This window comes from Campylobacter geochelonis (genome assembly GCF_013201685.1).
Classification (GTDB): Bacteria; Campylobacterota; Campylobacteria; order Campylobacterales; family Campylobacteraceae; genus Campylobacter_B; species Campylobacter_B geochelonis.
Map to the genome: position 1 here is coordinate 1685053 of NZ_CP053844.1, position 13952 is coordinate 1699004.

At 32.2% G+C, this 13952-nt stretch carries 13 protein-coding genes, 4 tRNA genes and 2 pseudogenes; 7 read left to right on the forward strand and 12 right to left on the reverse strand.

Annotated elements, in window-relative coordinates:
* Window positions 1-519 precede the first annotated feature (519 nt).
* Complete coding sequence (locus CGEO_RS07680; RefSeq protein ID WP_165590282.1) at window positions 520-729, reverse strand: hypothetical protein; 210 nt, start codon at window positions 727-729, stop codon at window positions 520-522.
* A 681-nt stretch (window positions 730-1410) separates the two neighbouring features.
* Here CGEO_RS07680 and CGEO_RS07685 point away from each other — a divergent pair.
* Window positions 1411-2107 (forward strand): annotated as a pseudogene (locus CGEO_RS07685) (IS1595 family transposase).
* A 226-nt stretch (window positions 2108-2333) separates the two neighbouring features.
* Here the strand turns inward: CGEO_RS07685 and rbp are convergent.
* Both rbp and CGEO_RS07695 read right to left on the reverse strand, forming a co-directional pair.
* Window positions 2334-2579 carry an RNA-binding regulator gene (gene rbp, locus CGEO_RS07690; RefSeq protein WP_075495244.1) on the reverse strand — a complete coding sequence of 82 codons (246 nt, stop codon included), beginning with the start codon at window positions 2577-2579 and terminating at the stop codon, window positions 2334-2336.
* Between the two features lie 135 nt (window positions 2580-2714).
* Complete coding sequence (locus CGEO_RS07695) at window positions 2715-3260, reverse strand: DJ-1 family glyoxalase III (RefSeq protein WP_075531933.1); 546 nt, start codon at window positions 3258-3260, stop codon at window positions 2715-2717.
* 106 nt (window positions 3261-3366) lie between these two features.
* Between CGEO_RS07695 and CGEO_RS07700 the strand changes: the two genes are divergently transcribed.
* A complete protein-coding gene (locus CGEO_RS07700) occupies window positions 3367-3591 on the forward strand; it encodes a SelT/SelW/SelH family (seleno)protein (RefSeq protein ID WP_255349575.1) in 225 nt (74 codons plus the stop codon).
* Window positions 3592-3663: 72 nt separating this feature from the next.
* On the opposite strand, the gene efp is transcribed toward CGEO_RS07700, so the two are convergent.
* Window positions 3664-4230 carry an elongation factor P gene (efp, locus tag CGEO_RS07705; protein WP_075495240.1) on the reverse strand — a complete coding sequence of 189 codons (567 nt, stop codon included), beginning with the start codon at window positions 4228-4230 and terminating at the stop codon, window positions 3664-3666.
* A gap of 108 nt (window positions 4231-4338) precedes the next feature.
* Here efp and CGEO_RS07710 point away from each other — a divergent pair, with 108 nt between their 5' ends.
* The 3 genes from CGEO_RS07710 to CGEO_RS07720 are packed head-to-tail and all read left to right on the forward strand — an operon-like array spanning window position 4339 to window position 6686.
* Window positions 4339-5112, forward strand: a complete 774-nt coding sequence (locus CGEO_RS07710; RefSeq protein ID WP_075495239.1) for a thioredoxin domain-containing protein — start codon at window positions 4339-4341, stop codon at window positions 5110-5112.
* 46 nt (window positions 5113-5158) lie between these two features.
* A complete protein-coding gene (locus CGEO_RS07715; protein ID WP_075540169.1) occupies window positions 5159-6118 on the forward strand; it encodes an aminodeoxychorismate synthase component I in 960 nt (319 codons plus the stop codon).
* Complete coding sequence (locus CGEO_RS07720; protein WP_075540168.1) at window positions 6084-6686, forward strand: aminotransferase class IV; 603 nt, start codon at window positions 6084-6086, stop codon at window positions 6684-6686. The genes CGEO_RS07715 and CGEO_RS07720 overlap by 35 nt, the downstream gene beginning before the upstream one ends.
* 844 nt (window positions 6687-7530) lie before the next feature.
* On the opposite strand, the gene CGEO_RS07725 is transcribed toward CGEO_RS07720, so the two are convergent.
* From CGEO_RS07725 to CGEO_RS07740, 4 genes are all read right to left on the reverse strand, one after another.
* Window positions 7531-7606, reverse strand: a tRNA-Glu gene (locus CGEO_RS07725).
* A gap of 11 nt (window positions 7607-7617) precedes the next feature.
* A tRNA-Lys gene (locus CGEO_RS07730) sits at window positions 7618-7693 on the reverse strand.
* A gap of 7 nt (window positions 7694-7700) precedes the next feature.
* Window positions 7701-7777: transfer RNA gene (locus CGEO_RS07735), tRNA-Asp, on the reverse strand.
* 9 nt (window positions 7778-7786) lie between these two features.
* Window positions 7787-7862: transfer RNA gene (locus CGEO_RS07740), tRNA-Val, on the reverse strand.
* A gap of 131 nt (window positions 7863-7993) precedes the next feature.
* Here CGEO_RS07740 and CGEO_RS07745 point away from each other — a divergent pair.
* Complete coding sequence (locus CGEO_RS07745) at window positions 7994-8590, forward strand: transglycosylase SLT domain-containing protein (protein WP_075540167.1); 597 nt, start codon at window positions 7994-7996, stop codon at window positions 8588-8590.
* An 83-nt stretch (window positions 8591-8673) separates the two neighbouring features.
* Here CGEO_RS07745 and dsdA read toward each other — a convergent pair whose 3' ends face one another.
* From dsdA to CGEO_RS07765, 4 genes are all read right to left on the reverse strand, one after another.
* Entirely contained in the window at window positions 8674-9942 is a 1269-nt protein-coding gene (gene dsdA / locus CGEO_RS07750; protein WP_075495231.1) for a D-serine ammonia-lyase, read from the reverse strand.
* A gap of 10 nt (window positions 9943-9952) precedes the next feature.
* Window positions 9953-11269: a GntT/GntP/DsdX family permease gene (locus CGEO_RS07755; protein WP_075495229.1), complete on the reverse strand. Its 1317-nt coding sequence runs from the start codon at window positions 11267-11269 to the stop codon at window positions 9953-9955.
* A gap of 12 nt (window positions 11270-11281) precedes the next feature.
* Complete coding sequence (locus CGEO_RS07760; RefSeq protein WP_075495227.1) at window positions 11282-11647, reverse strand: Rid family detoxifying hydrolase; 366 nt, start codon at window positions 11645-11647, stop codon at window positions 11282-11284.
* A gap of 227 nt (window positions 11648-11874) precedes the next feature.
* On the reverse strand, window positions 11875-13065 hold the full coding sequence (locus CGEO_RS07765; protein ID WP_075540166.1) for a dicarboxylate/amino acid:cation symporter: 1191 nt from the start codon (window positions 13063-13065) through the stop codon (window positions 11875-11877).
* Window positions 13066-13180: 115 nt separating this feature from the next.
* Between CGEO_RS07765 and CGEO_RS10335 the strand changes: the two are divergent.
* A pseudogene (locus tag CGEO_RS10335) lies at window positions 13181-13852 on the forward strand (helix-turn-helix transcriptional regulator).
* Window positions 13853-13952: the final 100 nt, after the last annotated feature.

Consider the following 13952-nt stretch of genomic DNA (forward strand, 5'->3'; position numbering starts at 1 on the left):
CTAAGTAATAAAATATAATTATATTTCTTAGTATAACATGCCATTAAATCGCATTTTATAAAATTTTGTTTCTACTTTTTATCGCAACTTGTGGTTAAATTTATATAAATTCATTCTAAAATTTTGTATGACAAATAATTTGCACAGCGGATTTTAATACTCAAAAATAAATCACTCTAACATGCATTTGTATCGCCACAAAAATAAATTTAAAATTTAAGTATGGTAGAAAAATCAAATTTATTAAAATATTTTTCATGAATTTTAGAATTTCGCCTAGATAAAAACCGATATTTTTCTAAAAATAAATTTAAAAATAATTTTGCTGTTATAGCAATCGACATTACATAGCTTCAAAAAGTAGTCTATCAAAACTAAAATTTAACACAAACGGCACTAATGCTTACTTACTGCCGCATATAAGCGAAGAAATGAAGCTTGAGTTTTAATAAATTTAAGACTTTATTAAATTTCAATGCCCCTTACCGTTTAAATAATTTAAGAAATTTGCAAGCGAATTTATAGTTGGCGAAAGCTTTTTTGACTTAAACGCACTATAAATTTCTCTTTATAAATGCATTTGAACTTATAAAATTTAACTTTTATGCCATTATAAAATATCAAATTTATACTAGAAAAAGAAATCCCATACGCCTCTAAGTGTGTAAAATCAACCGTATTAGCCCTTAGCAACCTTTTTGCATATGGCTTTAAATCTAAAAATAGCATCAGTTTTATATAAAAATCTGAATTGCGTTGTATTAACTGTTTTTAGGGTATCATGCTTAAATCAGAAGACGCTGATAACTTACATTTGGTTAAGGATACCATGCTTAAATGCCAAGTATTAGATTGATATTAACTTTTTTTAAATACAAATTAAATGCTTCATTAAAACTTTTACTAGTTTTGGCTAAAAAGCAGTTTTTATCAGTTATAATCTTACCCCGCTAAGCGATTTTATAAGTTACATATAAATCCAGACATAGAAGCGCAACTAGCGATAAAGATAGAAATTATAAGCAAAATTATAAATTTTTAATCATCTTTTATTTTTTTGGCTGATTCTGGCGTGTCTTTTAAGAATATGCTATTTAAAGTGTTTTTTTGTGTTAAAAAAGTATTATAAACTTATAATTTCTATAAGTTGGATTAAATAAATTTATTTTACTAATAAATCAAAATAACCTTTAAAAAATTTAGCTAAATTTATTTATTGCGATATTTAAATTTAGAGTATGTTTTAAAATCAAAACTATAAATCAAACTTGAAATATTTAAATTCGACTGCCTATCATAGCCATTTTTTCGATATGTTAAAATATATCCAAAAAGCACAAAAAATAGTTAAATTTAAGGTTCAAGACAAATTAAAAACTTTTAAAGGGGTTTTTAACTACTATGCTGTCGATGAAAAACAAATACATATACCGTTCCCGAATTTCTGAAAAGAAATTTCGTGAAATTCTCAAGTATTTTTGCCTTGATTTAGAAGCTGTAAAGATAGCTGAAATTTGTAATACTTCTAGAAATTTTATCAATAAAATTCTAAAAGAGATAAGAATTTTAATGGCACAAGAATGCGAGAAAATTTCTAAATTTGATGGCGAGATAGAAATAGATGAAAGCTACTTTTTACTTCGCTTTGCTAGTAACTGTAAACAGAAGAAGCTAAAAGAGTAAGAGGTGCAGCTAATAAACAACCAGTATTTGGTATGTTAAAACAAGATGATAAGGTCTATACACAAGTAGTTAAAAACTGCAGTGCAAGTGAGCTAGTGTCAATATTAAGAGAGTTTAGTGAGCTAAATGAGAGTATTATTTACTCTGATAGTTGGAGAGCTTATGATGGTTTAGTGGATTATGGAGCAAAAGCTCATTACCGTATAAAACACTGCAAAAATGAATTCGCTAATGGTAAAAATCACATAAATGGTATAGAGAATTTCTGGGGTTATGCAAAGCATAGGTTAAGTAAATTTAAAGGCATAAAAAAGATAATTTTATATTGCACTTAAAAGAGTGTGAATTTAGGTTTAATAACAGAGAAAACTTATATCAAATTTTACTTAAATTGATAAGAGAAAAACCGCTTAACTTGTTTTGAGACTAAAATTTAAATTTCACAAATTTTTGACTTAAAATCATATCCAAAGCCCATTATATCGATATAATACAAAAATTTACACAGGTTAAATTTAGAAATTTTATGTAGTTTTTAAAATGAAAACAGTATTTTTATGATTTTCACCAAGTATTAATTTGGCAAATAAGAGATTTATATGTAGTTTGAAATAATTTAGAAAAAAGAGGGAAAAACCCTCTTTAAAAGATTAATCTTTTGGTCGAGCCTCGTTCACTCTTAAAGCGCGTCCAGCAACTTCTTTGTCATTTAAAGCTGTGATAGCTTTTAATGCATCTTCGTCACTAGTCATTTCAACAAAGCCAAAGCCTTTTGATCTGTTTGTTTCGCGATCTTTCACGATTCTAGCGCGAGTAACCTCACCGAACTCTTCAAAAGTTCCCCTAAGCTCTGCCTCTGTCATACGATATGACAAATTACCTACATAGATATTCAATGCGTAAGTCCTTAAAAAAATTACCGTAAAAACGGAATACTTCTATTTTACCCAAAATATCTGTTTTTAATATAAATTTCTAAAAAAACTTTAAATTTATCTCTTTTTGTATACCAAAAGTAACAAATTTTAAAATTATTTAAACAAAAGTCCGTTTTTTACCTCTTGATATCTTGCCTCGCCTCTTAATTCTTTGACAACTTCAAGTGCAAATTCCATAGCGGTGGCTGGGCCTCTTGATGTGATTATGTTTTGATCTTTTACAACATTTACATCAGATACATAACCTTTGTGCTTAACTTCTGCTTCAAAACCAGGGTAGCAAGTGTAACTGCTTTTTAAAACTCCAGCAGTCGATAGCGCCCAAGGAGCAGCGCAAATAGCGCCTATTTTTAGGTTGTTTGTATCAAATTCTCTTAAAACAACGCCAAGTTTTTCACTTTGTGCTAGATGTTTTGCTCCAGGGAGCCCACCAGGCAAGATTATCATCTCAAACTCTTCTACTTTTAAATCATCTAAAACCATATCAGTTTTTAACTCCACTCCGTGAGCACCAGTTACATTTTTTTTCTCTAAACCAACGCTAAGCGCGTCTATATCAGCTCTTCTTAAAACATCAACTATGCTTAAAGCTTCGATTTCTTCAAAACCATTTGCAAAGATAACTGCTACTTTTTTCATCATTTTCTCCTTAAAATATTTTTACAATTATATACATCTAAGTTAAATTTTGTGAATTTACAATTTTGTTCTATAATACGCTTCTATTTTTTATAAGGAGAAGGCTATGCAAGTTAAGATAACTTATTGCAACAGCTGAAACTATAGACCACAAGCTTTCCGTGTGAAAGAAGAGATTTTAAGCAAATATCCAGATGCTAACGTTGAGTTAGTGCTTGGTAGCGGTGGAAATTTTATAGTCGATGTTGACGGCAAAGTGATTTTTTCAAAAGTCGAGCTAGAAAGACCAAGATTTCCAGCCCCAAATGAGATACTAGAGCTTATGGCTTAGTGTAAAAAGGCTTAAAATTTCGTTTTAAGCCTTAAATTTATCTAAATTTTTAAATTTAAAAACTAAATTTAACTACTTATTCGCTCTTTCGATATACTCACCACGAACCGTATCTACTCTGATAACTTCGCCCTCAAGCACGTGAAATGGGATTTGAACGACCGCGCCAGTTTCAAGTGTAGCTGGCTTTTTGTTACTTCCTTGTGTATCACCACGGAAATTTGGAGCAGTTTCAACTATCTTAAGCTCTACAACTTGTGGAACTTCAAGTCCGATAGCGTTTCCATTGTGAAAAAGCACTTGAACCATCATGCCATCAAGCATCCATTTTTTGTTTTCGCCAACTTCTTCATCGCTAATAGCAACTTGCTCGTAAGTTTCAGTATCCATAAACTGACAAAACTCGCCATCATCATAGAGGTATTGCATCTGTTTATCGACTAAATTTGGGGCTTCGCATTTATCGCCTGCATGGAAAGTCTTTTCTAAAACTCTACCATCTACATAAGATTTTATTTTTACACGAACAAATGCCGCTCCCTTACCAGGTTTGACATGTTGATACTCAACTATCTTAAACGGAACACCATCAAGTTCAATCTTAAGACCTTTTTTTAAATCGCCCATTGAATAAGCCATATTTTCTCCTTGTTTTCATTAAGGATAAGATTATATCGAAATTTATTTTAATTTACTTTAATTTCAAACTTCTAGTGCTATAATAGAGCAAATTTTAAAAGGATTTTCATGAAAAAGATTGCTTTTATATCTACTTTGGTCGCTATTATGGCTGTTGCATCGTTTGGTGTTGATAAGAATTTTGATGAAAATTTTAAAAATAGCATAAAAACTCATTTTAAAAACGCAAAAAACATCAAAGTCATATCAACTGATAAATTAAAGTCTGTAAATGGGCTAAATTTAGTTGTATTTGAGTCGCTAGATACGAACGAAACTATACCGTTTTTTGCAAGTGATGATGGAAAAACACTACTTTCTTTCCCGCAAATCACCATTTTTGGCAACAACTCTGATAAAGAGATGGTCAATGCAAAGATTGAAAATTTAAAACTTGCACAAGCTAAAAAACAGCAAAAAATCGTATATGAAATCATAAAAACATTACCAAAAGATAGATTTATAGAGATTAACTCATTTGATAAAAACAATAAATTTATCACTTATATGGTAACTGATCCAGAGTGCCCATACTGCCGAAAAGAGATGGAAAAGATAGTAAAGTGGCTAAGAAACTCAAATGTAAAAATTATCTTTGCCCCAGTTCATGGCAAAAGCGCGTATACAAAAGCTGCTATTATGCTAAAAGAGGCGAAAAAACTAAGCCCAGATAATCAAGACGGGATTATCAAAATTTTACAAAAATATTATGATGAAAAAGCCGTCGTATCAGATAGCCAAGCTAGCGATAAAGAGCGTCAAATGGTTCTTGATGATGCTAAAAAGCTATTTTCAAAAGGTGCGATTAAAGGCGTTCCATTTCAATTTACTATAGAAAAATAGTAAATTTACATATATTTATGGCGCAAAAGCTAGTTTAAACTTAGAAATGAAAAACGAGATTATAGAAAAGTTAAACTACTTTTCGCGCCATAAAGTGCCATTTGTAGCACTTCTTAGCTATGATACTTCGCAAGATGATGTGGTTTGTGCGCTTGATGAAGCTGACAAATTCGCTATAAAATTTAAGCTAAATTTAACTACTAAAAACGATAAATCAGACTTAGACTATGATTTTCAAACTTTTCCAATCGATTTTAAAACATATCAAAAAAGTTTTAATAAAGTTATAGAGTATATGAAAAGCGGAGATGTATATCTACTAAATTTATGCTTTAAAACTGGCGTTAAAACAAGTTTAACTTTAGATGAAATTTATGAGCGTTCAAATGCGAATTTGGTTTTAAAATTTAAAGATAGCTTTGTCTGCTTTTCGCCTGAAATTTTTATCACGATACAAAACGATAAAATCACAACTCACCCTATGAAGGGAACAATCGATGCTAAAATCAAAAATGCAAAGAAAATTTTGCTAGATGATGAGAAAGAATTTAGCGAGCAAGCTATGGTTACAGATCTGATGAGAAATGACTTGTCTATGGTCGCTAGCGGTGTTAGAGTTGATAAATTTAGGTATTTTAGCAAGGTAGAAACAAAAAAAGGTAGTATTTTTCAAACTAGCACCGAAATTTCTGGAGCTTTAAGAGATGAGTTTTTACACAACTATGGAGATATTTTTCATAAAATTCTACCAGCTGGAAGCATTAGCGGAACGCCTAAAATACTAGCTTGCGAGATTATCAAAGAGTGCGAGCTAGCAAAGCGTGGCTTTTATACTGGCGTGTTTGTCTACTTTGATGGGACTAGCCTAAAAAGCTGGGTTTTGATACGATTTATAGAGCATGATGGCAAGAATTTAGCCTTTAAAACTGGTGGTGGCATAACCGTGCAAAGCGATGTTAGAAAGGAATATGATGAGATGCTTGAAAAAGCCTATCTTACTTTTTGAAACGATAAAAGTAGAAAATGGAGTGGCTTTAAACCTTGATTTTCACGAAGCTAGAGCAATTTCTGCTTGTGGTGGGCTGAAATTTAGTATAAGAGAAATGTTAAAAAAAGAGTGCGAAAGCTTAAAATCTAGCCAAATTTATAGAGCAAAATTGGTTTATAATGAGTTTGGCGAGTTTGCAAAATGCGAAATTTATCCATATGTTGCCAGAGAATTTAAAACTTTTAAACTAGTTGAAGTTGATTTTAAGTATGAAAAAAAATTTTTAGATAGAGATTTGATTAACCATGCTTTTCAAAAGCGAGATGGGTGTGATGAAATTTTGATGCTAAAAGATGGTTTTGCAACCGATACAAGTATCGCAAATATCGCTATTTTTGATGGATTTAACTGGTTAAGTCCCAAAAAACCGTTGCTACAAGGAACAACCAGAGCTAGGCTTTTGGAAAATGGTTTTTTAAAACTTGCCGATATAAACCGCGATATGCTTTTAAGTACGAAAAAATTTGCCATTTTAAATGCAATGGTTGGGTTTAAAAAGATAGATAAATTTGAGTTTATAGTTTAAATAGTTATAATTTTAAACTATATAAAATAATTCTAATATTAATTTATATAAAATTATTTTATAAATTTAAATGCCATGCCATTTCATTTCTAAAAGTATAAAAAATTTATAATATAATCTTTTGACATAATTTTTAAAATTTTATTTTTATGACAGATACCTCGCGCGCTTTTACTCTAGCAAATAGCTAGCGTATTTATTTTGATTAAAATAATAAAATCAAACTTTTTTATAAAATTATTAAATATTTAAACAGCAAATAACTAATTTAAACTCAGTTTGGTACTGAATTTTGAAAGTTTATAGCCTAAATTTATAAGAAAAATCTTGCAAGATTTTATAGCTTATAATTTATTTATGTTTAGTTGAATTTTATATTTTCTATGCTAAATTTTGGATTGAAACTTTAATGATTGCGATGCAAATAATGTAGAGTTTTATTTTGCTTGAACAAATTTTGTATTGAAACTTAAACTTAGATATCATAGATGGGGATATTCTAAAAATTTTGCTTGTACAAATTTTGTATTGAAATGTTACAATAGCGTTTTTTGAGTATTTTAATTTTATTACGTAAAAGCAACGAATTCTATTTTTACAACAAATGCTTTTCATTTAAATATAAAGCTGTATTTTGCGAAATTTATTCTTTTATTCAAGCATTGATTAAATAAATTTGTAGCTTTATTTTATACTTTTAACGCTTGTATCAAAATAACAACCAAAAAACCTAAAATTTCATAAAATACTCTAAAATTTTTTATAACTATATAATAGATTATTTTAAAAAACATTAATTTTAATAATATTAAGTGATAGAATGAAAATGTCTAAAGAAACTAACTGGCGACCCTTGGAGGATTTGAACCTACGTTTTCACACTGAGAATGTGGTGTCCTGGGCCACTAGACGAAAGGGTCTATGTGATAAATGGTGTCCTGTGTTGGATTCGAACCAACGGCCCCCTCATTAAAAGTGAGATGCTCTACCGGCTGAGCTAACAAGACACACAAGTGGCGCAGCGGACGGGGCTCGAACCCGCGACCTCCGCCGTGACAGGGCGGCATTCTAACCATCTGAACTACCGCTGCACCTAAAAATGGTGGTCGCTATAAGACTCGAACTTATGACATCCACCTTGTAAGGGTGGCGCTCTACCAACTGAGCTAAGCGACCTTTATTTTTTAAAAGAAATAGAATTATACATCCAACTTTATAAAATTTAACTTAAATACAGTAAAAATATCTCAAATTTAGTAAAAAATTTTAATTTATGCTATAATTATTCAAAAATTTTAGAGTGTCTTATGAAATTTAGAGCTATTTTTCTATTTATTTTTGTTTTCAAGCTATCATCTTTTGCTTATTCGTATGAGGAAATTTTATACACTATAGCCGATGTAGCAAAAACTCAAGGTGTTTCGCCTAAAATTTTATATACTATAGTAAAAATCGAAAGCAACTTTGAGCCATTTGCCATATCTTTTTTGACAAACAAAGAAAATGCGCTCTACTTTAAGAAGCTAGAAACTCAAAATATCCGCATAAAAATCAGCAACTACAGTCTAAACCGCACCAAATGGGTCGTATCAATCAAACCTAAAAATCAAGAATACGCAAAAGAAATAGCAAAAATTTTAGTAGAAAACGGCTTTAATATAGACGTTGGACTTGGGCAACTAAACTCGCAAAATTTTAAAAAAGATGAGTTTGAGTATGTTTTTGAGCCATCTTATAACCTCACAAAATGCGCTCAGGTGCTTAGAAAGTGCTTTAACGCTAAAGATAAAAATATGCAAAAAACCATAGAATGCTACAACTACGGCATGAGAAATCGCGGCTCAAACCCCTACTACAAGCGATTTTATGAGCATTATATAAAAGAATTTGGAAGTGGGAGTTAAAAGTAACTCTCATTATATAGAAGATTTACACAAATGTTAATTCATATATTAAACTTGGACTTTATTTAAAAAACCCAAATCTTTTACATTAACTCTTTTCCAGTTTGTATGTATTTATCCATCTCTTCATCTGGAACCATTGAACCACCAGTAATCCAAGCTATATGAGTGGCATTTTCTAACGCTTTGCTATCATAAAGCTTATTTATATGTACAACGCCTTTGGCTCCAGCTAAAGCCGATGGCTCTAGTCTAAGCCCTTCGCACTTATTAGCAAGATACAAAAGCCTATACATCTCATCATCACTAATCGTATAAATTCCCTCAAGCATTCCATCCATAACTTTACCAACAAGCGATGAGGCTCTACCCACAGCAAGACCATCTGCTGCAGTTTTGTTATCTAGTCCTATATCAAAAACACTTATTTTATCATGTTTGCCTGTATGCATTCCAAGTAACATGCAAGGACTATGTGTTGGCTCAGCAAAAAAACAATGAACATGTTCTCCAAATTCTTGTTTTAATCCATAAGCTACGCCACCTGGTCCACCGCCAACACCGCAAGGTAGATATACAAAAAGTGGATTTTTACTATCAACTTTTATATCAAACGACTTAAGTTGCCCTGCTAACCTACGCGCCGCAACCGCATAACCTAAAAACAAACTTTTTGAATTTTCATCGTCTACAAAGTAGCAATTAGAATCATTTTGCGCCTCTTTTCTACCTTGTGCAACAGCTACTGAGTAATCGCTATCATACTCCACAACATTTACTCCATAGCTTCTTAACATCGCTTTTTTCCACTCTCTAGCATCACTTGACATATGAACGCTTGCCTTAAATCCAAGTTTTGCACTCATAATGCCTATACTTAAGCCAAGATTACCAGTCGAGCCTACAGCAACTTGAAAATTTGATAGATATTGTTTTATTTCATCATTGGCAATTTTTTTATAATTATCATTTAAACTAAGTAAATTTGCCTTTATTAGTAAATCTTCCGTATGCTTTAAAACCTCATAAATTCCACCACGAGCCTTGATAGAGCCGCTTATAGGTAGATGGCTATCAAGTTTAAACCACAACTTACCAAAAAGAGGCGTAGCATAATATTTTTCAAGTTTATTTTGCAACTCATAGGTAGCCACAAGTGGGCTTTCTAAAATTCCGCGTTGTTTTCTACTAGCAGGAAAAAGCTCCTCTAAAAGTGGTGCAAACCTGTCAAGTCTAGCCCTTGCATCTTCAATGTCATCTTTACTAAACTCATCATTATTTACTTTTGCATTTTTTGGATTTATCCATAAAGTTTCTTCTTTTGCCTTTAAATTTTCTATAATCTTGTCCATAATTTTCTCCTTATACTATAAATGAAACAACAAAACTCATAATAAGTCCAGTAACCGATGCAATCGTTGTAGCGCTCGTGAAGTATTTAAGCATCTGTCCTACGCTCATTTGCAAACTCTCTTTAACCAACCAAAACAAGCTATCCGTAACAATAGTAGCTCCAATCGCCCCACTTCCTACAGCTATACAAATCACTTCTGGACTTACGCCACTACCATCAATAAGCGGCAGAACAATACCAGCGGCACTTAGCATCGAAACAGTAGCCGAACCAATGGCAAGATGAAGAATTAAAGCGATAAGCCAAGCTAAAAATATAGGACTTATAGGAAGCGTTGAAAGCGTGTTCTTAAGTGCTTCGCCAATCCCACTTGCAATAAGTATCTCATTAAATGCACCTCCAGCACCAATAATAAGTAAAACTCCAGCAATCGGCGCAAACGAATTTGATGTCAAATCAAAAATGGCATCCATATTTAGCCCACGAGATAAACCTAAAGTATAGTATGAAACAAACACAGATAGCAACAGAGCAACAATCGGATCGCCAATAAATTTAATCCATAAAGCCAAGCTAGAACCATCTGCTACTAATGGTAAAAATATAGTCTTACTAAGCATTAAAACTAAAGGGAGTAAAATGGTAAATAAAGTAATACCAAATGATGGTAAATCACTTCTTTGTTCTAAAGCGTTTTCTTTAAAAGTGATATTTTCTAGTTTTACAAAACTCATAAAAACAACGCCACCAACAAAGGCGCAAATACTACCGCACACTAAACCAAGCAAGATTACTTTGCCCATTTCTGCACCTAAAATAGAAACAATCGCAGTTGCTGCTGGATGTGGAGGTACTATACAATGCACCGTCATCAAAGATGTAGCAAGCGGAATTCCTATTTTAATAGGATTAATACCCATTTGGCGACTTATAACATAAACAAGTGGCACAAGTAAAACAAATCCAACCTCAACAAAAACGGGAATACCAGCGATAAATCCAACTAACATCATCACTAAACTAGCCCTATCTTTTCCTAATTTTTCAAGCAAAAAGTTAGCTATTTGCCATGCTCCACCAGAAATCTCTAACATCTTTCCTAAAATTGTTCCACACCCTATAATAATAGCCAAAAACCCAAGTGTTCCACCAACACCTTTTTCTAACGTAGAAGCTATGGTATCTAGCGAAACTCCTGTAGTTATAGCGACAAATAAACTAGCTACACATAAACTTAAAAATGCATGTATTTTAAGTTTTGCTATCATAAATACAATCAAAACAATAGCAACAACCAATACGCCAATAAGACTAAAATCTCCCATATTTTCTCCTTTTTATAAAATATTTTTAATCACAATAACTTCAATTTCAACTTTTGCACCTTTTGGAATCTCTTTTACCGCCACACAACTTCTAGCTGGAAATGGCTCATTAAAAAATGTAGCATAAACTTCATTTACAGATGCAAAATTTGACATATCATCTATAAATATCATAGTCTTAACCACGTTTTTATAGTTTAAACTCAATTTTTTTAAGATAGCACCTATATTTTTAAGACACTGTTTTGTCTGCTCTTTAACATCGGCTGTTTCGATATTTCCAGAATTTGGATTCACTGGAATTTGTCCAGAGATAAAGATTATATCGCCACACTGTCTATAAACAGAATATGGACCTATAGCTTTTGGGTAGTTCATATTTACTCCTTAAATATAATTTTTTAACATAACGATAAATTTTTATAAAAGTATACTTGTTTTAAAAGCAGATGTCAATAAGTTTTTATAAATATGATAAAAAATTATTAAAAATAAAATATCAAGGTAGATTTTTTGTATAAATTAAAATTACAAATAAATATCACAAATTTCATACCCAAACTCTGGCTGCAAAGCTACAGCCAGAGTAAATATCATTAAAAGAGTTAAAATTCTACAGTTTTTAGCTTTTCGTGGACGTTGTGTTTGTCTGCATATCCGCTCATAGCAAGCGTTAAAGCGCCATCTCCTGTTACATTGCAAGCAGTTCCAAAGCTATCTTGCAAAGCAAAAATCGTAAGCATTAAGGCTATCCCCGCCTCATCAAATCCCAAAAGCCCGGAAATAAGCCCCAAAGAAGCCATCACCGTTCCACCAGGAACTCCAGGAGCGCCGATAGCAAAAACCGCTAAAAGTATACAAAAGATTATCATCACGCCTAAAGCTGGTATCGCGCCATATAAAATTTGCGAAATCGCCATCACAAAAAAGACCTCAGTTAGCACCGAACCGCACAGATGTATGTTTGCAAAAAGTGGAATTCCAAAATTTATCATATCTTTTCTAAGCACGCTTGATTTTCTAGCACATTCTAGCGCCACAGCCAAAGTTGCAGCAGAAGACATCGTGCCAACTGCGGTTATATAGGCTGGTGCGTAGTGTTTTAAAACTTCAAGAGGATTTTTTCTAGTATAAATTCCAGCTAAAATATACAAAAACGCTAGCCAAATATAATGCCCTAGCATAACAATTAAGATGATTGTTATAAAGACTGGAAGCTGTTTTGTGATACTTCCCTCATACGATAAAGTCATAAAAGTAAAGCTGATAAATATCGGTAAAATCGGGATAACAACCTTAACGATAATATCAAGAACCATCTTTTGAAACTCATCTAAAATTTTTATAATCGTCGTTGCCTTCGTCCAAGTTGCAGCAAGCCCTAGCAAAATAGAAAGTGCCAAAGCGCTCATAACTGGCATGATTTGTGGAATATCTAGTTTAAAGACGATTTTTGGAAGCTCTCTTAGTCCATCTGTGTTTGAAACGATAGATAAATTTGGTATTATCGCGTATCCAGCAAACATCGAAAACAACGCAGCTCCCACCGATGAAACATACGCAAGTAGCACCGCTACAAGCAAGACCTTAGAAGCGTTTGTTCCATGCTTTGTTATCGAAGGTGCTATAAATCCGATTATTATAAGCGGAACACAAAAGATGATAATCTGACTTAATATATAACGTACAGCAACAACCACGCTCATCACGCTATGGTTTGCGATTTGCCCGATTACAAGACCAAAAACGATGCCAACAACGAGCTTAAACGGCAGACTTTTAAAAAATTTATTCATTTTATCCCTTAAATTTAAATTTCTAAATTATAGCAAATTATATAAAATTATCGCATATTATCAAAAAAGATACAATTATGCTAAAATAATAAAAAATTTTTACAATGAGGAAAATATGGACAAAAAACAAAAAGAGCAACTTGGAAAACTAGTTAAATTTTTAGGAGAGGTTCTTGGGCAAAGTTATGAAGTAGTACTGCACGATATCACCGAAAAAGGCGCATATATAGCAGCAATCGAAAATAACCATATAAGCAACCGAAGCGTAAATTCGCCACTAACTGGCTTTGCGCTTGAACTTTTAAAAAACGAAGAGTATAAGGATAATGACTATCTAATCAACTATAAAGCCATGACAAAACGCGGAAATAGCGTGAGAGGCTCGACATTTTTTATTAAAGATGATGATAAAATTCAATGAATGCTATGTATTAACCATAACGATAATGCTTATAAAAATGTTGTCGAAGAGATACTAAAACTTGGCAACATCACAGACTATAACAAGCCACAAAACGAGCAAATTCAAGAAGAATACCTTAACAAAAACAGCGAAATCGTCGAGTATCTATCTGAATCTATCGAAGATATTTTAGCAGGGATTATCGATATATCGCTTTTAAACAGTGGTGTAAATTTGCGTCCGGAAAAGAAACAAGAAATAATAAGCGCTCTATATGACAAAGGTGTTTTTAACATAAAGGGTGCAGTTTTAAAGGTGGCTGATCTTTTACATATGAGCGAACAAAGCGTTTATAGATACCTTAAAAAAGTAGATAAAAGCTGAATTTAGGCTCTAAATTTAGCTTTAAATATCTGCTAAATTTAACTCTTTTTTAGTGAGTTTATCTTAAAAGCGAATTTTGCGATTAAACGTGCCAAAATGG